The sequence below is a fragment of the Halorussus pelagicus genome (assembly GCF_004087835.1).
Lineage (GTDB): Archaea > Halobacteriota > Halobacteria > Halobacteriales > Haladaptataceae > Halorussus > Halorussus pelagicus.
Map to the genome: position 1 here is coordinate 2,804,976 of NZ_CP035119.1, position 19,313 is coordinate 2,824,288.

General features: G+C 62.7%; 20 protein-coding genes. 12 read left to right on the top strand and 8 right to left on the bottom strand.

The window, feature by feature from the left end:
* Nucleotides 1-21: 21 nt before the first annotated feature.
* The 3 genes from EP007_RS14155 (at nucleotide 22) to EP007_RS14165 (ending at nucleotide 1,435) form a co-directional block, all read left to right on the top strand.
* Nucleotides 22-267, top strand: a complete 246-nt coding sequence (locus EP007_RS14155; RefSeq protein WP_128478268.1) for a UPF0058 family protein — start codon at nucleotides 22-24, stop codon at nucleotides 265-267.
* Nucleotides 268-589: 322 nt separating this feature from the next.
* Nucleotides 590-784, top strand: coding sequence for a methytransferase partner Trm112 (locus tag EP007_RS14160; RefSeq protein WP_128478269.1), 195 nt, complete (start codon nucleotides 590-592; stop codon nucleotides 782-784).
* Nucleotides 785-817: 33 nt separating this feature from the next.
* Nucleotides 818-1,435, top strand: coding sequence for a DUF7524 family protein (locus EP007_RS14165; protein WP_128478270.1), 618 nt, complete (start codon nucleotides 818-820; stop codon nucleotides 1,433-1,435).
* A 428-nt stretch (nucleotides 1,436-1,863) separates the two neighbouring features.
* On the opposite strand, the gene EP007_RS14170 is transcribed toward EP007_RS14165, so the two are convergent.
* Nucleotides 1,864-2,841 carry a glycine zipper family protein gene (locus EP007_RS14170; protein WP_208023502.1) on the bottom strand — a complete coding sequence of 326 codons (978 nt, stop codon included), beginning with the start codon at nucleotides 2,839-2,841 and terminating at the stop codon, nucleotides 1,864-1,866.
* Between the two features lie 613 nt (nucleotides 2,842-3,454).
* Here EP007_RS14170 and EP007_RS14175 point away from each other — a divergent pair.
* Both EP007_RS14175 and cysS read left to right on the top strand, forming a co-directional pair.
* On the top strand, nucleotides 3,455-4,012 hold the full coding sequence (locus tag EP007_RS14175; RefSeq protein WP_128478271.1) for a DUF7523 family protein: 558 nt from the start codon (nucleotides 3,455-3,457) through the stop codon (nucleotides 4,010-4,012).
* 117 nt (nucleotides 4,013-4,129) lie between these two features.
* Entirely contained in the window at nucleotides 4,130-5,578 is a 1,449-nt protein-coding gene (gene cysS, locus EP007_RS14180) for a cysteine--tRNA ligase (RefSeq protein ID WP_128478272.1), read from the top strand.
* A gap of 42 nt (nucleotides 5,579-5,620) precedes the next feature.
* On the opposite strand, the gene EP007_RS18295 is transcribed toward cysS, so the two are convergent.
* Nucleotides 5,621-6,088: an AN1-type zinc finger domain-containing protein gene (locus tag EP007_RS18295; protein WP_128478273.1), complete on the bottom strand. Its 468-nt coding sequence runs from the start codon at nucleotides 6,086-6,088 to the stop codon at nucleotides 5,621-5,623.
* 114 nt (nucleotides 6,089-6,202) lie between these two features.
* On the opposite strand from EP007_RS18295, the gene EP007_RS14190 reads away from it, so the two are divergent.
* Genes EP007_RS14190 through corA form a run of 3 tightly spaced genes read left to right on the top strand, consistent with a single transcriptional unit; the run spans nucleotide 6,203 to nucleotide 8,100 of the window.
* Nucleotides 6,203-6,841 (top strand): DUF6517 family protein, encoded by a 639-nt coding sequence (locus EP007_RS14190; protein WP_128478274.1) that lies wholly within the window; start codon nucleotides 6,203-6,205, stop codon nucleotides 6,839-6,841.
* A 59-nt stretch (nucleotides 6,842-6,900) separates the two neighbouring features.
* A complete protein-coding gene (locus EP007_RS17605; RefSeq protein WP_166035612.1) occupies nucleotides 6,901-7,065 on the top strand; it encodes a hypothetical protein in 165 nt (54 codons plus the stop codon).
* A 54-nt stretch (nucleotides 7,066-7,119) separates the two neighbouring features.
* Nucleotides 7,120-8,100 (top strand): magnesium/cobalt transporter CorA, encoded by a 981-nt coding sequence (corA, locus tag EP007_RS14195; protein WP_128478275.1) that lies wholly within the window; start codon nucleotides 7,120-7,122, stop codon nucleotides 8,098-8,100.
* Between the two features lie 470 nt (nucleotides 8,101-8,570).
* Here the strand turns inward: corA and EP007_RS14200 are convergent, their stop codons facing one another.
* A complete protein-coding gene (locus tag EP007_RS14200) occupies nucleotides 8,571-9,431 on the bottom strand; it encodes a DMT family transporter (protein ID WP_128478276.1) in 861 nt (286 codons plus the stop codon).
* Nucleotides 9,432-9,498: 67 nt separating this feature from the next.
* On the opposite strand from EP007_RS14200, the gene EP007_RS14205 reads away from it, so the two are divergent.
* Complete coding sequence (locus tag EP007_RS14205) at nucleotides 9,499-10,434, top strand: DMT family transporter (RefSeq protein WP_128478277.1); 936 nt, start codon at nucleotides 9,499-9,501, stop codon at nucleotides 10,432-10,434.
* Between the two features lie 384 nt (nucleotides 10,435-10,818).
* A complete protein-coding gene (locus tag EP007_RS14210; protein WP_128478278.1) occupies nucleotides 10,819-13,833 on the top strand; it encodes a PKD domain-containing protein in 3,015 nt (1,004 codons plus the stop codon).
* 47 nt (nucleotides 13,834-13,880) lie between these two features.
* On the opposite strand, the gene EP007_RS14215 is transcribed toward EP007_RS14210, so the two are convergent.
* A complete protein-coding gene (locus EP007_RS14215) occupies nucleotides 13,881-14,093 on the bottom strand; it encodes a hypothetical protein (RefSeq protein WP_208023503.1) in 213 nt (70 codons plus the stop codon).
* Between the two features lie 269 nt (nucleotides 14,094-14,362).
* Nucleotides 14,363-15,064, bottom strand: a complete 702-nt coding sequence (gene queC, locus EP007_RS14220; protein ID WP_128478279.1) for a 7-cyano-7-deazaguanine synthase QueC — start codon at nucleotides 15,062-15,064, stop codon at nucleotides 14,363-14,365.
* A 91-nt stretch (nucleotides 15,065-15,155) separates the two neighbouring features.
* Here queC and EP007_RS14225 point away from each other — a divergent pair, with 91 nt between their 5' ends.
* On the top strand, nucleotides 15,156-15,986 hold the full coding sequence (locus EP007_RS14225) for a DUF7847 domain-containing protein (RefSeq protein ID WP_128478280.1): 831 nt from the start codon (nucleotides 15,156-15,158) through the stop codon (nucleotides 15,984-15,986).
* 97 nt (nucleotides 15,987-16,083) lie between these two features.
* On the opposite strand, the gene EP007_RS14230 is transcribed toward EP007_RS14225, so the two are convergent.
* From EP007_RS14230 to EP007_RS14240, 3 genes are all read right to left on the bottom strand, one after another.
* On the bottom strand, nucleotides 16,084-16,893 hold the full coding sequence (locus tag EP007_RS14230) for a 7-carboxy-7-deazaguanine synthase QueE (protein WP_128478281.1): 810 nt from the start codon (nucleotides 16,891-16,893) through the stop codon (nucleotides 16,084-16,086).
* A 2-nt stretch (nucleotides 16,894-16,895) separates the two neighbouring features.
* The gene (locus EP007_RS14235; protein ID WP_128478282.1) at nucleotides 16,896-17,348 is read right to left on the bottom strand and encodes a 6-pyruvoyl trahydropterin synthase family protein; all 453 of its coding nucleotides are present in this window, start codon (nucleotides 17,346-17,348) and stop codon (nucleotides 16,896-16,898) included.
* A gap of 152 nt (nucleotides 17,349-17,500) precedes the next feature.
* Nucleotides 17,501-18,268: a ComEC/Rec2 family competence protein gene (locus EP007_RS14240; RefSeq protein ID WP_243700394.1), complete on the bottom strand. Its 768-nt coding sequence runs from the start codon at nucleotides 18,266-18,268 to the stop codon at nucleotides 17,501-17,503.
* A 244-nt stretch (nucleotides 18,269-18,512) separates the two neighbouring features.
* On the opposite strand from EP007_RS14240, the gene EP007_RS14245 reads away from it, so the two are divergent.
* Entirely contained in the window at nucleotides 18,513-19,256 is a 744-nt protein-coding gene (locus EP007_RS14245) for a hypothetical protein (protein WP_128478284.1), read from the top strand.
* The last annotated feature ends 57 nt before the right edge of the window (nucleotides 19,257-19,313 follow it).

The window sequence follows — 19,313 nt, forward strand, 5'->3', positions numbered from 1 at the left end:
CTGCTACGCCGACCACGCGCCATGCAGAAAGCCGAACTCGTCTATCTCCACGCGCTGCTCGCAAAGATTCACGAATACCTCGCGGTTCGTCACGACGTGCCGGAGACGTTTGAGCGCTACGAGACCGACGACATCGGCCCGTATCAGGTCCAGTTTCAGAAAGACGCACACGAGGCGGCGGTCCGACTGCTCGGCGAATTCCTCGCCGATGAACTGTCCGGCGACGACGAGAACGAGTCGCTGGAAGTTGAACTTCGGGAGACCTGAACTGCACGAGTCGTGGTAGTCGGTCGTCCCGCCTCGTTGCTAGGGAGTGGACTCCAATCGCACGAAATCGGGGGTCCTCCAGAAAAAGGTAGTCGTCGGATGAATCGCTGTTCAGCAACCGAGGTAGTCACACCAGATCATCGGAGTGAAGTCAATCATCATTTGTCACCTCCTATGTGATAGAGTAACGTTCACAATATTAAAAGTTATCAAATAAGTTTGTATATATTATTACTATACGGGTTGAAACACAATCAGCGTGTCCTCGGTCGCGTTCGGCGAACCCGTCACGCTTTTGCCCTCCCCACGCACAGACAGTATCATGAAGCAGTCGCTGATGGACATCATCTGTTGTCCGCTAGACAAGCAGGAACTCGAACTCGACGCTACCGACACCGACGACGACGAGGAAGTCATCTCGGGCACGCTGACCTGCACCGAGTGCGGCGAGACCTACCCCGTCGAGGACGGCATCCCGAACCTCTTGCCGCCGGACATGCGCGACATCGAGGCGTAGTTTTTTCTACCCTGCGTTTGAGGTGACGATAGCGTGTCCGAGAGTCTCCCCGTCCGTCTGAACCGCGACCGACTGCACGACATCCAGACGCGGGCGTCGTTCGAGGCGACCGGTTCGTTCCCGGTTTTGCTCCACAACGGCGACGCCCCGGTCCACGTCCACCTGCATCTGGACGACGCCCTCTCGGCAGTCGCATCTATCCCCGCGAACAACCACTTCGTCGATGCCGACTCGACCCGGCAGGTCAGCGTCGAGGTCGAAGAGGGCGGCCCGCGCCCGGTCGAGGGCCAACTCAAAATCGTCACGGGCCACGGCGCGGAGACCGATTACGTCTCCGTGACCGTCGCCGAACCTGTGCCCGAGGAAGCGGTCACGGTAGACGAGACGCTCATGGAGCGCGCCGATAGCGACGCCGAAGACGACAACGACAACGAGAAGGACAAGGACGGGGGCGACCGAGACGACGACGCATCGAACTTCGAGTTCCCGGACCTCTCCGTGCGACGGAACGCCCCCGTCGCGGTCCTCGGTATTCTCGCGCTGGCCGTCGCCGCCGGGTCGGCCTCGCTCTCGAACAGTCCGGCCGTATCGGCGGGCGCGCTGGCCGTCCTCGGGAGCGTCGTCGCCGCGGCCTATCTTCTCATGCGTTAGCGTTCTCTCTTTCACTATCGTCTTTGATTAGATGGGGTTATATCAGACCGCGAAGTTTGGACCCATGCTTCAGTAGTAGCCACGAGAATGAATAAGACATTAATTAGAAGACTGTATTTAAATACCTAATTTAATCATAATATAGGAGGATGCCAATGGTATAATTCCTACAAATAGAATTGTTAATAACACAGTAATGAATTCGGGCGCTTTGATTACAGAGTTTAAAAGCGTAATTATCCCCCAAACTCCAGTACCGACCAACAATACGACAATCGGATACCCAATTATCGGACGACGAAACCCTTTGTCAAGTTCGCTCCGAACATCGGAAAGTGCGTCACGCATGTATGGTTTATCGTATATCCAGTCTATGTGAATTTCGATTTTATTCACTTTTCAAAATTACAAAATTAAGGCGAGTGGATTTACGACGAGACTCTCACGGTCTCGCGGTAACCGTCATTCACTTGGACCCCGTTTTCAAGATGGACTGCAGGTACATCAGGCGTGCCGTTGATAGTGAGTAGGTCGGTATCCTCATCCATCCAAACTCCACTGACGAGGAGCCTTGTACTCGGTGCACATTCCTCGAAGGCACACTTGTCAATATCACGAATTACCTGAGTGATGTTCGTCGTGTCTTTGAGGTATTTGATAGCGAATCCGACAATCGCTCCGGCAATTGTACCAATAGCCCCTCCATAGGGACCACCGATTAGTAGACCCAGCGCGGCCCCAAGGACCGTAGTGAGCACCGTTTCGGTGAAGTCTCCCAGCACTTTCTCGTACTCAACCGAGAAACCGAGCTGGTGGTGTGGTTGGCTGTTTACTGCAGCATCACAGTCTGTCCCTTTCGGACTTTCGATATAATACGCCCCTATCCTGTCGATCGAATCCTTGGTACCTGCAGAGATTTCCTCTAGAACATCTTCAAGGATGCTCTTAGCCTGAATTGTCACTCCGTCTGACTGGTTGCTTTTTGAGCTAGCAGCGTTTCGCAGCGGACCCCAAACAGGACTCTGTTCGGCAGTCGAAGAATCGGAGTTCACTGCCGTGCTGGAACTATTCACCTCTGCACTAAAGACTGATTCACGGATGTCAGCAAGGACGTCTTCAGATATCTCGTGTACGTCAAGATCGTTGGCATCTAACTGTGCGATTTCGTTTGTCGACCCATCACTGGTCGGTACAGGAATGACTGCACCATCGATTTCACCGGTCTTCAAGTTCTGGGCAATGCAAGCAGAGTATTTTATTCCGCTTTCAACAACGGTGTCCACTTTCACGTCTAAGTTGCTCGCTTTCGTAGTTTTCTTGGCGGATGTCAGCCCGGAGAGTCCAGTTAGTCCCACAGTGGTACCACTCGCACGCATAAACTTCCTCCGGCTTATTTTACTCAACATGCACATGATTCAAAGTACTGTTGGTACAAAAAAGTTATTTAGAAAACATTAGCATAGAACAACGTCCAAATAATGCAGCATTATTTAATATAGAAGAAAATAGATAGGTCTATTATAGCTCGCTAGATAGTCGACCTCTTCTCACGATGTCGATAGCTGCGAATACGAACCACCTATCGACGCTGGTGAGCGAATAACTATTCGACTAACTGAGAACAGAAGCCTGTCCAATTCAGTCGGGACTACCCTGAGGAACTTATTTTCCGGAGTTACTCGTGTGAGATGATAATTAAAGAGTGCGCAAACGCCTATTTCTCTAAGTCTTTGCGGCAATCTCAGGGCACAGACTAACACGATGTGGCGACCCTCGTCACACGCTTTCGACAGCGCATATCTCGGACCCGCTGGCTGCGGCAGTTGCCGAAACAGTTTGCTGTTGTAAGCCAAGTCGCAATCCCATTAGGAAATTTTTATAAAACACGTAATTGTGTTTAATCATAATTATATTTAATGGATATGGGTGAGGATTTGAAAAGACAACATCTCGAGTTAGACCCTGCGTTCTGCCGCGGCCACCGCATCGCTTTTCGTCGTCGCCACCCTCGCCCCGAACATGTCACTTGCCGAGGAGACCCGCGCGGCGGTCCGGCGTCGTCCCTTCCTGCTCGCGGCGCTCCGGGCGGGCGTCGTCAACTACACCGCAGCGGCCCGCTCGCTGGCCGCGGACATCGACGGGGACGCCGATACCGACTCGATAGCCACCGCACTCCGTCGGTTCGCAGAGTCGTTGCCCGACCGCGAGACCGACTCCCGACGCGTGCGCGTCTCGATGCGGAGCGGATTGGGCGAAGTCCCCCCGAAGTCCCCGCGTGAAATCGACTCGGAGTCCGCGGGCGAGGCGGCATCCGCAGACGCGGACGCCGACGCCCTGCTCGCAGTCGGTGGAACCCACCTCGCGCCCGGCGAGGGGTCTCTCACGGCTGTTCTCGCGGAGGGCGAGGTTGACGCGACAGCGCTGGCACACGTCCTCGGGCGCTTGGACGCGGCCGACATTCCGGTCCGGGCGACGGGCGTCGCGGGCGAGACCCTGCTCGTCGCCGTCGAGCGCCGCGACGGTCCGGACGCGCTCCGAATCGCGGAGGACGCCCTCGATACGGTTCCGAGTCGATGAGGTGCGACTGCGAGTCGCTGAGTCGCAGTGTCGAGTCCGCGAACCATCGCCCCGCGTAATCGGCGCGTAGTGCGCCTATCGACGCTTTAAAACGGTCGCTCTGGCTACTAGTCGGCAATGACGCTCCATCTGACGAACACCCTCTCCGGTGAGCGGGAACCGTTCGAACCGCAGGACCCCGAGTCGGTGCTGCTCTACTACTGCGGGCTGACGGTCTCCGATTTTGCCCACCTCGGGCACGCCCGGTCGTGGGTCCACGTTGACGTGATGCATCGCTGGCTCGAACAGCTCGGCTACGACGTGCGACACGTCGAGAACTTCACGGACGTGAACGAGAAAATCGTCGCGCGCGTCGGCGAGGACGACCTCGGCGAGAGCGAAGACGAGGTCGCTCGACACTTCATCTCGGAGGTGCTGACCGACATGCGCTCGCTCAACCTCCTGCGCGCGGAGGTCTACCCCCGAGTGAGCGAACACGTCCCCGAAATCATCGACCTCGTGGAGACCCTGATAGAGCGGGGCTACGCCTACGAGTCGAACGGGTCGGTCTACTTCGACGTGACCGAGTTCGAAGAGTACGGCAAACTGTCGAACCAGAACGTCGAGGAGATGGAGGCGCAAGGCGAGGACGACGAACTCGAAGAGAAGCGCCATCCCGCGGACTTCGCGCTCTGGAAGGCAGGGGAGTCCCATCCCGACGATGCCGACCCCGGCGGCCAGACGTGGGACTCGCCGTGGGGCGAGGGCCGACCAGGCTGGCACATCGAATGCTCGGCGATGAGCATGACCCACCTCGACGACACCATCGACGTTCACGTCGGCGGGCAGGACCTCGTCTTCCCGCACCACGAGAACGAAATCGCCCAGAGCGAGGCCGCAACCGGCCAGCAGTTCGCCAACTACTGGATGCACGTCCGCCTGCTGGAGACCGGCGGCGAGAAGATGTCTTCGAGCCTCCAGAACTACTTCACGGTCCGGAATGCCGTCTCGGAGTTCGGCGGCGACGCCGTCCGGATGTTCCTGCTCTCGACGGCGTACAACAACCGCCAGACCTACAGCGAGGAGACGCTGAACGAGGCCGTCGAGCGCTGGGAGCGACTGGAACGGGGATACGACCGCGCCGTGACGGCCGTCGATAGCTCCGACGCCCGGACGAAGGTCGAAGACGACGCGCTCCGCGAGGCGGTGGCCCAGACCCGCGAGGAGTTCGCGGCCGCGATGAACGACGACTTCAACACCCGCGAGGCAATCACGGCTCTGCTGGAACTGGTCAGTGCGGTCAACAAGCACGTCGATTCGCGCGCGGAGTACGACTACCGGGCGCTCTGCGACGCCGTCGAGACCTTCGAGGAACTGGGCGAGGGCGTCTTCGGGTTCGCCTTGGCGGGCGACGGCGAGGGGAACGTCGAACTGCTGGACGAACTGGTCGAACTCGTCCTCGACGTGCGCGAACAGGAGCGCGAGGCGGGCAACTACGAGCGCGCCGACGACCTGCGCGACGACCTTGAAGCCCTCGGCGTCGAAGTCCAGGACACCGACTCGGGCGCGGAGTTCCGACTGGAGTAGAAGCGTCCACAGTTTTCGCCGACGTAATCGTATTAACCGGACTTACACAGATAGAAATCGCTTGATGCGATTAATCAGCGAGTCCCGTTCTTCTTCGGGTTCATCGGATAGATTGCAGTCATGGTCACAGTCTGGACAAGTTGATTGTCCGCAGGAATCACAGGTTTGTACTGTGGCCGTATTTGAACCACACGTCGGGCATGAAAGCGCTTTCAATTCCGCTTTATCCTCTTGGTGATTGTTCTTGGTGTTCGGAGTGGTATCCGGAACCCGACGGTCCATTGTTGTCGTTTCTTTCTCCCGAACTCGCTCAACCCGAGTGCGATGTGTGCTTCGTCTATCTGAAGTATCAGGTCCATTTCCGCTAAGACTACTTCCACTACTAGTACGGTGAAACCGAGTACAATCATGATTCTCCGGTAGACGGTGGTCTCCGCAGAAGGAACTCTCACAATAGTTGCAGGGAAACGCGTGTTCTGTAACTGTACCACAGTAGTCACACTCGGCCATTATTAGGCTGTATTAATATTTGAGTTATTTAACGTTATCTTCCCGGTGCTATTGGCATTCCAGTCATCAAAGCCACGAGGTTCATAACCCCCGACTGTCTACCCCGCGAGTAGCATGACACGACGCGCAGTTGCCAGCGTCTCGCTCGCGGTCCTCCTCGTCCTCGGCGGATGCACCGGGTTCCTCTCGGGACCGGTGTCGTTCGCCGCCTCGCAGGCGACGGTGAGCGACGACGCCCTCGAAGAGACGGGGTATCAGCACAACAGCACGAAAGCGATGAACGTCTCGCGGACGTTCGAGGGCGCCGGACAGAGCAAGGAGGTCAAAGTGACCAACTGGATTTCCGAGTACCACCAGCGAGTCGGCCTGCCGGGCGTCGGCGACCAGAAAGTCGCCGTCTTTGCCACGTTCGCCAGCCCGAAAGTCGAGATTCTCGGCAAGTCGTTCAACCCTCTGGAGAAGTACGACGACCGCCAACTCGCCCAGCAGTTCACCTCGCAACTCGACAGCGTGCGCGGTATCGAGCAGGTCGATAGCCAGAACCGCACGATGCTCGGGAAGACGACGCGCGTCTCGAAGTTCAAGGGCAGCGTCACCACGGCGATGGGCATCGAGTTCGACGCCTACCTCCACGTCACCAAGGTCGAACACGAGGGCGACTTCGTGGTCGCAATCGGCGTCTACCCCCAGAAGCTCCCCGGACAGGACCAGAAGGTGTACCGACTGATTCGCGGCGTCCAGCACGGCGAGTAGCGGACACGTCACCGACTCGTCCGACAACGCTTTTTTCGGTTGCGTGTGTCACGGACGGTATGAATACCGCGCTGGCCGCCGGTCTCGCGCTCACGGTCGCCGGACTCGGCGGCTATCTGGTCGGGATTGCCGCGCCGTACCCCGGACGCGCGTTCTCCGTGACGGGCGTGATGGTCGGCGTCACACTGCTGGCTATCGGTTGGGGCGGAGGCGATTCGGCGTGAGAGGCCTTGACGGAGGCGATTCGGCGTGATGGACACCCGTGGCGGTGATGCGGCGTGACAGTCAAAGCGGTCGTCTACACGCCCGACGGAACGACGACCTACGACGACCTGCAGACCGCCCGCGAAGCGACCGGAACGACGTGGGTCCGGGCGTCGGACGCCTCGGCCGCGGAGATGGAGCGCGTCGCCGAGACGTTCGGCGTCCACTCGCTCGCCGTCGAGGACGTTCGCAACGGCGTCCGACCGAAGACCGAGGAGTTCGACGACCACGCGTTCGTCCTGCTGAAGACCGCGATTCTGCGCCGGGGCGAGACGACTTTCCGCGAGGAAATCGCCCTGCGGTCGGTCGGCTTTTTCGTCGGCGACGACTGGGTGGTCACCATGTCGCCGGAACCGGTCGGCGCGGTCGAGCGCGTCTGGGAACTGGTCGTCCGCGAGGAGGGTCGCATCCTCCGCAACGGCCCGGACTTCGCCACCTACCGGGTCGCCGACGCCATCGTGGACGGTTACTTCGACGTGCTGGACGAAATCGAAGACCAGATAGAGCAGGTCGAAGACGACGTGATGACCGCGACGGACATCGAGACGCTCGAAACTATCAACAACGTCCGCCGGGAACTGCTCTCGTTCCGGAAACTGCTGTGGCCCTCGCGGGAGGCGATGGGCGTCCTCGCGCGCGGCGACCCCGATCAGATTCGGGAGGAGACCGAGAAGTATTATCGGGACGTGTACGACCACCTCGTCCAACTCGTGGACCTGACCGAGACCTACCGGGACTTGGCCAGCGGCGCGCGCGACATCTACCTTAACTCGCTGTCGCTCTCGACCAACGAGGTGATGAAGACTCTGACCGTCGTCGCTACCATCGTCCTCCCGCTGACGTTCGTCGTCGGCGTCTACGGGATGAACTTCTCGGGCGGGCCGTTCAACATGCCAGAACTCGGCTGGACGTACGGCTATCCCGCCGTAATGGTCGGGATGCTCGCGGTGACGGTGATTCTGGTCGCGTACTTCCGGAAGTCGGGATACATGTAACGATGGATTCGTGAGGAGAGTTGTCGAAAGCTCGGGGAGTCGGTGGCTGTCGAAATTCGTGGACTCGGTGACTGTTGGGGTCGGCGATTGGGTGGGTGTCGCCGCGTCGGCGATTCGGTGACTGTTGAGTCAGAGCTAGCTACTGCCGACGCCAATCAGGGCCGCACGGCACCGCGACTGCGGGCCTCACGCCTCCCCAACCGCCTGCGCTACTCGGCCTTCGGCCTGCGTTGCTCGTCCCTCGCGCGGTTGGCGCGTCGCCAACGGCGACGCGCCAGCACGCGCCGAAATAGAAACTCCACCTGCACGAGACACGTCTCAAAAGTCCGGAAATCCGCCGTCACGAATGTTTAAGTCCGAAGATGGGACCAACTCGGCCCGGACGTATCGTGCGGTCGCCCGGCAGTCGAGGACCGGGGACCGCCAGTCCGACTACCCCGAGAGGGCTGAGCCAGTGGCACCGAGAGCGTTCAGTCCGTGCCGGTCTGGACGAGCAGGACGCCCCCGAGGACGAGCGCACCGCCGACGACCGTCGCGGGCGTAATCGGCTCTCCCAACACCGCCGCGCCGAGCAACAGCGTTATCACCGGCTCCGCGGTGCTGACGATGCTGGCGTTGCTCGCGCCGATGCGCCGCAGACCCGCGAAGAACGTGAAGATGGGGAGCGCCGTGGCGACGACGGCGATGGCCGCGACCAGCGCCCACTCGTAGTCGGTCGCCGGAGTCGCGAGTCTCCCGGTGGCGGTTCCGACGACGAGGTAGGACGCCGCGGCCCCCGGCAGGACGTGCGCCGTCAGGACCTGCGGGTCCACCGTCGCCAGCGCCGACCGACTCGCGGTGATGTAGCCCGCGTACACCACCGCGGCCGCGAGGACGACGGCGATTCCTCGCGGGTCCGCCCCGGCCGGGTCCGCGCCGGTCACGAGCGCGACGCCCGCGAGCGCGGTCCCGAGCGAGGCGACCGTCCGGCGCGTCACCGGTTCGTCGAGTCTCACCGCCGCCGCGCCGACGACGAAGACCGGGTAGGTGTAGAGAACGATGCCGACCAGTCCGGCGGTCATGAACTCCAAGCCCCAGAAGAACAGGCCGCTCATGGCCGCGTAGCCGACCGCGCCGAGCGCGACGCCCACCGCCAGCGCCCGACCTTCGAGCAGGTGCAGTCGGCCGCGAGCGCCCAGCACGAGCCACACGACCAGTGTGGCGAGCAGGAACCGAAACGCCAGCACCGTGGGAATCGACAGCCCCGCGTCCGCCGCCAGTTCGCCGAGGACGCCCAGCGTTCCGAACCCGGCGGCCGATACCAACACCAGCGCGGTTCCCGCTCGGTCCATGCCCGGCGTTGGGAGAGACCTTACAAAATCGGTTCGATTAAACGACCGCCGTTCGACTTCGGGGACGATGACGGGACTGGCGTCGCTCGAAGAACGAACCCCGCCGATGGCCGCTCTCGCGGTCTCCGTCGTGGCGGTCAGCACCAGCGCCATTCTCGTTCGGTTCAGCGACGCCCCGAGCATTGTCAAGGCGCTCTACCGAGTGGTGTTCACCACGTTCCTGCTCGCACCGTTCGCCGTGACGCACTACCGCGAGGACCTCCGGGCGCTGTCCGGTCGGGACGCGCTCGTTGCCGTCGTCACGGGCGTCGCGCTCGCGGCCCACTTCGCAACGTGGTTCGAGAGTCTGGAGTGGACCACGGTCGCCGCCAGCGTCACGCTCGTCCAGTCCCAACCGCTGTTCGTCGCCGTCGGTGCGGCGGTCCTGCTTGATGAGGCGCTCAACCGCCGGATGGTCGGCGGCATCCTCCTCGCAGTCGCGGGCGTCGCGTTCATGTCGCTGGGCGGCCTGCTTTCGGGGGCCGCGCTCGCCGGGGCGCGCCCGCTCTACGGCGACGGTCTCGCGCTCGTCGGCGCGGTCATGGCCGCGGGCTACGTGCTGGCCGGGCGCTCGCTCCGCCAACGCGTCGCGCTCGTGCCCTACGTCACGGTCGTCTACTCGGTCTGCGCGGTCGTCCTGCTTGCCGTCGCGGTGGTCGAGGTAGACGCCGGAGGCGCGGCCGCGACTGCGGCGGCGCTGACCGACTATCCGCCCGAGGAGTGGCTTCTTTTCGTCGGCATGGCCGTCGGGCCGGGAATCTTCGGCCACACGGTTATCAACTGGGCGCTGAAGTACGTCGAGTCGAGCGTCGTCAGCGTCACGCTGTTGGGCGAACCGGTCGGATCGACGCTCCTCGCGCTCGCGCTACTCGGCGAGGTCCCGGATGCCTTCACCGTGGCGGGCGGTGCGGTCGTCCTCGCGGGCATCTACGTCACCGCGACCGGGCGACCGAGCGGCGCGTAGACGGCGCACACCAAGAGCGCCGCCGTCGGGCGCTGTGCGTAGGAATTTAACCGCTCCCAACCGAGTGTTTGAGCCGAGTAGACGCCGCTTTCTCGATTTTCAGGCGCTCTCTATAGCCCCTACAGCCGAACGATAACAAAGGGCCACCGTGGCGGAAGCTTCGGGGTAACGATGCGCTGACGAACGGACTCCCGGTTACGATGGTCAGAACGCACGGAAAACCCGAATTAACTCCCGAAAACCAAAACGAATGTTCGACTCGAACCCCCGCCACGAACACCACGGAAAACCGCCGACGCGGCGGTATTGCCGCACTAGCACCGACAGGCCAACCGAAGCACCGCGGAGCGCAGACCGCGGGACGCCGAACGGCGGTGACTCGCTGTGACCGAACGCGCACGGAGCGTCCTGCTGGCGCTCCTGATAGTCGCCTCATCGCTCTCGATGGGCGTCGGAACGGTCGCCTCGACGCCGACGGGCAACGAGACGACGTTCCACGTCACGCAGGGCGGCCAGTGCTACGAGATATCGACGGTGACTTCCGACGAGGACACGGTCGAAGAGTTCTACGACTACCGGGCCGGTGCCGGAACGAAGTACGGTTCGTACGGCGAAGGAGCGCAAGCCATTCAGGACAATCAGGTCAGCCACCTCTTCGTCTACGAGGGCGCGGAGGGGCTGAGCCTCGTGATGCTACACGACGACCTCAACGAGTCGGACGGCGGCGCGATTTCGTTCGACCTCTCGGGCCTGCCCGAGAGCCGCGAGTGGGTCGTCGAGGACGACAGTTACGAGAACCCGGACGACAACTTCGACCACGGCGCGACGAGTTCGTCCATCGACTGGATGTGGGCCTCAAACCGGACCGACGGTGCCGCGGTCCGCGGACTCGGCGATAGCTTCGACGCCATCACCGTCGAGTCGGCCTTCGGCGAGAACTCGTGGGCGTATCAGGACCGCGACCCGCAGTGGCCGTACGCCGAAAACGAGACCGACTGGAAGCTCCGGTCGGGCGACGGAACCGAGTACGACCTCACCAAGGGCCAGCAACTGACCATCGAGAAAGGCAGTTGCGACGACGACTCGGGACCGAGCGCCGCGCTCTCGGCGTCGCCCCAGACTGCACAGATCGGCGAATCAGTCTCGTTCGACGCCAGCGAATCGACCAAAGGCGGAAGCGCCATCGCGGAGTACCGCTGGGACTTCGACGGTGACGGCGAGGCAGAGACGAACACCTCGTCCCCGGAGACGAACCACACGTACGACGCCGCCGACAGCTACGACGCCTCGGTGACGGTCGTCAACGAGGCGGGCAACGCCGACAGCGCGACGGCGACGGTAACCGTCGAAAAAGCCGGTTCCACCCCCGGCGGTAACGTCACCTACCTCAACGCGACCGCGGTGGAAGTCGAGGGCACCTACCGCGCGGTGGACCTCACGCTCGGCTACTACACCGAGAGCGGATACGGCCAGTCGCGGTACGTCGAGGAGAACGTCTCCGGAACGACCGTCGTCCACATTGAGGAAGACTACGGCATCAACGGGACGGTTATCAACCTCGTGGGACTTCACGAAGACGAGTTCCCCGGCGAGGCCGACTCCCAGAAGGAGAATCCGCGACTCGACTACTACGCCGAAACCATCAAGCCTCATCCGGTGACCGTCGTCGTCGATAGCGTCACGGAGGTCGAGAACGGCACCTACGAGGTGACGTTCGTCGCGGACAACCCCAACGAGGAGACGCTGAGCCTGTCGAACAGCACCTTCTCCGGGAACGTCTCGGGCGAGGCTCCCGAGGAGTTCCCGTCCGGTGAGCAGTCCGTCACCGTGACGTGGACGCCTGACAGCGACGACGAGCGCGCGGTGTGGACGCTCAACCGGAGCAAATTCGGCCAGAGCGACGCGACCGCCCGGACCGCGACCGCGGGCGAACTGAGCGGGAGCGACGACTCGCCGCCGACCGCGCGGCTCTCGGCACCCGAGACGGGAACGATGAGCCAGTTGTTCTACCCGCTCGACGCCTCGGGGTCGTCCGACGACGACGAAATCGTAACCTACCGCTGGGACGTGGACGGCGACGGCGAAGTCGAGTGGAGTGACGACGAGATAACGTCGTTCAAACCGTACAACCACTCCATGGACCCCGGCACGCACCAGTCTACGGTCACCGTCGTGGACTCGGCCGGGCAGACCGACTCCGAGACAGTGAGCTACACCATCGAGAAAGTCACGCCCAACGCGACCGTCGAGGCCTCCAACGAGACGGTCGCGGTCGGCGAGAACGTGACGTTCACCGCGAGCAAGCCCACGCAGGCGTTCGAGGACTTGGACCACTTCGGCTGGACGGTCGGCGAGACTGACGGTCCCGACCGGACCACCGAGTGGACCACCGCCTTCGAGGAGGAGGGCGAACAGACGGTCTCGCTGGTCATGCGCACCCGCGTTGGCGTGGAGAACGTCGTGAACGAGACCATCACGGTCAAAGCCGACGATGGCGGCGACGGTGGTGACGACGGCGACGATTCGAAGGAAGGCGGTTTCGACGACTCACCGAACCGAGGTAACACCGGCGGCGGTCTCCCACCGGCGAGTCCCGACGGGAACGACGACGAACACGACGACTCGAAGGCCATCGCGCCGCTGAACGACGGCGACGGCAAAGTCGGGTCGATTGCGGTCCGCGCGGCCAGTGCGAGCGCGAACCCCGAAATCAACGTGACCGACACCGCGCCCGAGAACGTCACCGCTCCGAGCGCCGATGCTGATGGCTTCGCGGCGCTCTCGTATCTGAACGTCAGCGGCGGCGAGCGAGTGCTGTTCAACGTCTCGACGGACCGACTCGGCGAAGCGAGCGCGTCGGCGGACGCGGTCGGTCTCTTCCGCCACGACGACGGCGAGTGGAGCGCCGTCGAGACGGCCCACGTCGAGAAGACCAACGATTCCCACCGGTTCCGCGCGAACGTCTCGGAGGGGACCTTCGCGGTCGGTATCGGGAAGGCAGTCACGAGCGTTACTGACCTCTCGGTGGGGAGCGAATCGGTCAAGTCCGGTGAGTCCGTCGAAGTGACAGCGACGGTCGAGAACACCGGTCACGCCGACGCCACGCGGAAGGTCGAACTCACCGTCGGCGGCGAAGCCGTCACCGCCGAGACGGTCTCCGTCGCGGCGGACGAGACGGCCGAAGTAACTTTCACGCACGCGCTCGCACGAAGCGGCGTCACCGAACTCGGCGTCGGCGACGCGAGCGCCGAAGTCATGGTGGAGCAGGCAACCACCGACGAGTCGAACGGTGTCGAGACGACCACGCCCGGCAACTCCTCGGGCGTCCCCGGATTCGGTATCGGCGTCGCGCTGGTCGCGCTAGTGGCCGCCGCGCTGGTGGCCCTCCGGCGACAGTAACCGCGACGCTTTCGCGCGATTTCCGCTCTTTTAGCGTATATTTACGGTCAGTCATCGTGCTCGTCGTCGCCGGGCGGACGACGCACTGCCTGTCCGGGGTCCGCGAACGGGTCGTAGGTGATGTCTTCGGCCGTGCCGAGATACGTTGCCCCGTCGCTGTCGGTCATCCGCCGCCAGAGACCGACCGCCGTCGCGGTCACGATGACCGCGAACAGGCCCGCTAACGCGACGCTGGCGAATCCGTCGAGGGGGGAGCGCAACGACGAACAGGACTCCTAGACCCCCGCAAAACTGGCAGGCGTAGAGGAAGAGACTGAGCCAGTCGCCCGAGAGGTCGATGGTTCGCGCCATTCGTCCTCCGGATACTCGGACCACGGACGAATAGTTTTCCCAAATTGCAAGTGAGAACTCAGCAGGTGAATACGGTCGAACGGACGTACTCGCGCGCTCGGCGAATCTTCTGCCCGGCGCGCGACTGCGCGCCGCGCCGTTCCGCGCGAGGTCTACACAAACCTAGTTCACTCGCACCCTATTCAGCGTACTCCGGCCGCTCTTCGTACTCGATGGGGTCCCGAGCGCCGATGTTCTGGAACGCCTGCAACCGGAACGCGCAGGCGTCGCAGGTTCCGCAGGCCGGGACCTCCGCGCGGTAGCAACTCCAGGTGTGTTCGTAGGGAACGCCCAGCTCCGCGCCGCGCTCGGCGATGTCGGTCTTGCTCCACTCGACGAACGGCGCACGGAGTTCGATGTCGGTCTCGTCTTTCGTGCCGGTGTCGATGACCTGCTGGAAGGCGTCGAAGAACGCCGGGCGGCAGTCCGGATAGCCCGAGAAGTCCTCGCTATGTGCCCCGATGAAGATGGCCTCGCAGTCGTTTGCCTCGGCGTAGGAGGTGGCCATCGCCAGCAGGTTGGCGTTCCGGAACGGGACGTAGGAGGTCGGGACCTCCTCGGAGTCGAGGTCCGCGTCCTCGACGGCCATCTCGTCGTCGGTCAGACTGGAGTCGCCGATTGCCGCGAGGTGGCCGGTCTCGACCCGGAGGAAGTCCGCGGCGTCGATTTCGTCGGCGAGTTGCCGGGCGCACTCGTACTCCTTGTCCTCGGTCTCCTGCCCGTAGGAGGTGTGGAGCAGGTAGCAGTCGTACCCCTCGTCGGCGGCGAGGTAGGCCGCGGTGGCGCTGTCCATCCCGCCGGAGGCGAGGACGACCGCGCGTTTCGATGTGCTCTCGGTCATACTCGACTACTCGCCTGCGAATACTAAGAGCGGTGCGGTTTCGGACCGCGATATCGACAGTAATAAAACACGTAGATTTGATGGGTGTTTTATGGGTGCAATCTCTGCCCTCTCGACTACCGGTCGAACGCTCAAGCGAAACGGCGTGTTGTTCGCCGCGGCGTTCGTCATCATGCTCGTCAGCCTGATACCCTCCGGAATCAGCGCGGTCCTCCCGCCAGCGGCGGCGGCGCTGGCCTCGATGGTGGGGTCGGGACTGTCGCTGTTGCTCACACCGTTCTTCACGGGCGGAATCCTGTCGATGGCGTACGAAGGTCTCGACGGAACGACCGGATTCGACACGTTCGTCAGCGGCGGGAAAGACAACTACGTCCGACTGCTCGGGTCGATGCTGTTGTTCTCGGTCCTCATCAGCATCATCGGCTTCACCGTTCTCGTCGTCGGCGCGGTAATCGCCATCTTCGTCGTCGGGACGGGGGTCAGCGGTGCAGAGCAGGCGCTCACCGTTTCAGGCGGTAACTTCGCCATTCTCGTCGTAGTCGGACTGCTCGGCGCGCTCGCGTTCCTCCTCCCGGTGTTGTTCTTCCAGTTTTACGCCCCCGCAATCGTCGTCTCGGACCTCGATATCGGGGCGGCGTTCAAGCGGAGCGCGCTCCTCGTCCGCCGGAACTTCGTCTCGACGCTCGGCTATCTCGTCGTCGCGGTGCTAGTCGGTCTCGTCAGCGGTATCAGTGGTATCGGCGTCTCGGTCGTCGCCGGTGGCGGGTTTGCCGAGACGACCAACGCGGCCGGGCCCGAGTTGAGTCTCGGTCTCCTCGCAATCGTCGCCGTGCTCGTGGCCGTCGTCTCGACGGTCGTCTCGGCGTTCGGGTCGGTGTATCAAGTCGCGTTCTACGATGACTGTCTCGACTCGGTCGCCTGAAACCTCGCGCTACTTCTTTTCCCGGCGTTTTCCCCGCGTTTCCCCCCGTTTTTCGCCCTACCGGTCCGCCGCTCGGTTCTCCGGCGCGTCGTTGAAATTATGTTTCGGGCGCGTCGTTCCAGAGGGTGACGTGCAGGCGCGGCGTGTACCGAAAGCCGTACTCTTGGGAGAGTTCGGCGGCGACGGGCCGGGTCTCGGCGATGCGCTCTCTGGTCGCACCCTCGGGCATCAGCAGTACGTCGGTGTCCCGAATCTCGACCGCGGCGGCGTCCCGAATCCGGCCGAGCAGGTCGGTTATCTCGGTGACATCCTCGCGCTCGCTCACGACGAACTTGAGTTGGAAGTCGTATCGCTCCACGAGCGTAGCAAGCGCGTCGAGGTCGATGCGGCGCTCCTCGTGGCGCTCGGCCCACTCGCCCGCGTTCCCGTCCGGGGTCGGGTCCTTCTCGGGCGTCGGCGTGCTGGAGGCCAACTTGGGACTGACGCTGGCGAGGTCGATGGGCGCGTCGCGGGCGACAGTGCCGTTGGTCTCGACCGTGGTGTGGTAGCCCCGCGCGTCAAGTTCCTCCAAGAGCGTGACCGCGGCGTCGTGCATCAGGGGTTCCCCGCCCGTGAGGACGACGTGGTCGGCGTCGTAGGACTCGACTTCGGCGACGATCTCCGCGACGCTCATCGTTGCGTGGGTCGGTTCCCACGAGGTGTGATAGGAGTCACAGAACCAACACCGGAGGTTACACCCCGAGGTGCGGACGAAAACACTTGGCACGCCCGCGAGTCGGCCCTCGCCCTGTAGAGACTCGAAGAGTTCGTTGATGGGAAGTTCGTCGCCGGTTTCCGACGCGGACTCCGAAGAGTCGGCGTCTGCGTCCGCCTTTGGGTTCACATCTACGTCGCTGGTGACGGGCATCGCTAAAACGTCGCCCCGCCGCAGAGTTCGGCCGTCTCGCTCACCTGCACGGCGACCTCCGAGACGTTATCGGGCAACTCCTCGGCGAGGCGGCGCTCCAGCACCGAACTCATGACCTCGGCGGTCGGCGGCGCGTCTAACACGACCAGCGCGTCGCCGTCGCCCGACTCCTCGAAGGCCTCCACGAGGGGGTCGTCGTCTTCGAGCAGGAAGCGATGGTCCCACTCGGAGATTACCGAGGTAATATCTCCCTTGTCCGCGACCCACCCTTCATCGCGCAACTCGCCGACGACTTTCACCGTAATCTCGTAGTTGTGGCCGTGGGGCCGACTGCACTTGCCGTCGTGGTGTTGAATGCGGTGGCCGCTGGAGATGCGGATGGGACGGTCGCGCCCGACGTAGAGGGTGCGCTCGCCCGACTCCGAGAGGTCGGATTCGAGTGCTCGCTGAGACATATCCGAATATTATCTGGCGCGCACTTAAGTTCACGCAAACGGCGGGCGTGTGGGTCAGGCTGGCAACGCTCCGGCGCGCCGCTTGCGGGCGATTTCGGGTCCAGGAAATACGTCCGCTTACTCGTCGTCGGAATCCCCGGTGGGGCGCTCGGTCAACCTGTCGAACCGGGCTTGGGCCGCCGACCGGTGCTGGAGTTCGACCCGTGGTGGCCCGCCGCGAGCAGGGTCGCGTTCAGCGACCCACGGTAAGTCTCGGTCAGGTATCGCTCGGCCGCCGCCGCGGCGTCGCCCGGCAGAAGGACGCTCGCGTTTCCGTACTCCGCCCGGAGGACGAGACTGTTCTCGTTACGCTCGCGGTCGGCGAGCGAGTCCTCGGGTGGTACGAGGACGCGCACCGACGCGCCCGCCATCGGAATCCTGTCGCCCGCCTGCGTCCGATAGAGCGCCACGTCGTGTTCCTCGATTGCATCGAGGTAGTCCTCGTAGGTCCGGGTCGCCGCCGCGATGCCGGGGTCGTAGACTGCGCCGACGCCCTCCGCTTCGGTCTCGAAGTGCTCGATGACCTCGGCGTGGCCGCCGATGTGGTCGGCGTCGGCGTGAGAGGTCACGAGGGAGTCGATTCTGGTGATGTTCCGACTCCGGAGGTAGTCGAGGACGTGTTCGCCGTCGTCGTTCCAGTTGCCGGTGTCGTAGAGCAGAGTCTCGCCCTCGGGACCGACGACGAGGACGCTGGTTCCCTGTCCGACGTGAATGAAGTGGACCGAGAGGGTCCCGTTTCGAGACGAGTCCAGCGGCGCGCTCTCGGAGTTGGCGTCGGGTGGCGCACCGCCGACACATCCCGCGAGCGAACCGAAGACGACGACAGCGACCAGTGCGACTCGGTACCGCCGACTGCTCCTGTCGCTACGACTCCGTCGCACCATCTCGTCGTCCTACGGCGTCGGGTGCCAACACTCCATCCCATCTAACCGGCGTGCAGGCGGGTGGAAGAATCGCACGGGAACTTTCACGCCCGGACACTGACGCGTTTCGCCCAGGAAAAATGTTCTCAGACGCTCTGCTCACGACTAGAAGGGAAGATACAATAGGGATTCTAATAAATTTATTCACATTATAGATTTAAATCAAAATATTTAATAACTATCTCTACCGTGAAATTAATGCATGCCTGAAAATGACAGTAATCAAGACATGCAGCGTCGTAACGTAATCAAATCGCTCGGTGTGGCCGGTGGTGCACTCGCTGGCGGTGCCGGTACCGCGCTCAGCGTTCCCGGAATCGCCTCCGCACAGGAGAAGGAGCTAGACCCCAGCGACTGGATCGTCAACATCGATGTCGAGAGCCAGAGTGAGCCTGACATCAGCACATCGACGCGACCCCGCGCGACCGAAATCTACGTCGGTCCGAACAAAACCGCGGACGCGAACCAGTCCGCCATCCACAGTCGCTCGGTCGGCGGCGGCGACGTGAGCACCCAGAACCTCAGCGTCAGCGCGTCGGCGACCCTCTTCACATGGACCATTCCGGACTCCGTTCCGCACATCGGCGGCGAAGACGTTACCATCGAGGTCTCGGCCAGTGTCGGTCTCAGCGGCGTCTCCGCCAGCTTCGACATCTGCGTCGGCGGCTCCTGCGTCAGCATCGCTGGCGTCGATGTCGGCTTCGGTGGGAAGACCATCGACGTTAGTACCAAGGGTACGTTCTACGGTGTCCCGTTCGAGGTGACGGTGTCGGTCACGCTCAACGCCAGCATCGGCAACCCGCTCAACCCCGACCCGTCGCTCGAACTCGGCGGCAATGGAGAGGTCTGTCTCGGGCGTGAGTTCTGTGACGAGGACGACGGTGGGTGGGAACGCGTCGGCTGCTCGCTCTGTCGGTCCGCGGGCACGTCGGTCGTCCTCATTTAACGAGGACAGTCGCAGCGCACCACACCAACAACAGGGAGCAGGCTGAACGTTTCGGTT

Coding starts and splice junctions, on each gene's coding strand:
- EP007_RS14155 (WP_128478268.1), top strand. CDS start 22: ATGCAGAAAGCCGAACTCGTCTATCTCCACGCGCTGCTCGCAAAGATT.
- EP007_RS14160 (WP_128478269.1), top strand. CDS start 590: ATGAAGCAGTCGCTGATGGACATCATCTGTTGTCCGCTAGACAAGCAG.
- EP007_RS14170 (WP_208023502.1), bottom strand. CDS start 2,841: ATGTTGAGTAAAATAAGCCGGAGGAAGTTTATGCGTGCGAGTGGTACC.
- EP007_RS14175 (WP_128478271.1), top strand. CDS start 3,455: ATGTCACTTGCCGAGGAGACCCGCGCGGCGGTCCGGCGTCGTCCCTTC.
- cysS (WP_128478272.1), top strand. CDS start 4,130: ATGACGCTCCATCTGACGAACACCCTCTCCGGTGAGCGGGAACCGTTC.
- EP007_RS18295 (WP_128478273.1), bottom strand. CDS start 6,088: ATGGCCGAGTGTGACTACTGTGGTACAGTTACAGAACACGCGTTTCCC.
- EP007_RS14190 (WP_128478274.1), top strand. CDS start 6,203: ATGACACGACGCGCAGTTGCCAGCGTCTCGCTCGCGGTCCTCCTCGTC.
- EP007_RS17605 (WP_166035612.1), top strand. CDS start 6,901: ATGAATACCGCGCTGGCCGCCGGTCTCGCGCTCACGGTCGCCGGACTC.
- EP007_RS14200 (WP_128478276.1), bottom strand. CDS start 9,431: ATGGACCGAGCGGGAACCGCGCTGGTGTTGGTATCGGCCGCCGGGTTC.
- EP007_RS14205 (WP_128478277.1), top strand. CDS start 9,499: ATGACGGGACTGGCGTCGCTCGAAGAACGAACCCCGCCGATGGCCGCT.
- queC (WP_128478279.1), bottom strand. CDS start 15,064: ATGACCGAGAGCACATCGAAACGCGCGGTCGTCCTCGCCTCCGGCGGG.
- EP007_RS14225 (WP_128478280.1), top strand. CDS start 15,156: ATGGGTGCAATCTCTGCCCTCTCGACTACCGGTCGAACGCTCAAGCGA.
- EP007_RS14230 (WP_128478281.1), bottom strand. CDS start 16,893: ATGCCCGTCACCAGCGACGTAGATGTGAACCCAAAGGCGGACGCAGAC.
- EP007_RS14235 (WP_128478282.1), bottom strand. CDS start 17,348: ATGTCTCAGCGAGCACTCGAATCCGACCTCTCGGAGTCGGGCGAGCGC.
- EP007_RS14245 (WP_128478284.1), top strand. CDS start 18,513: ATGCCTGAAAATGACAGTAATCAAGACATGCAGCGTCGTAACGTAATC.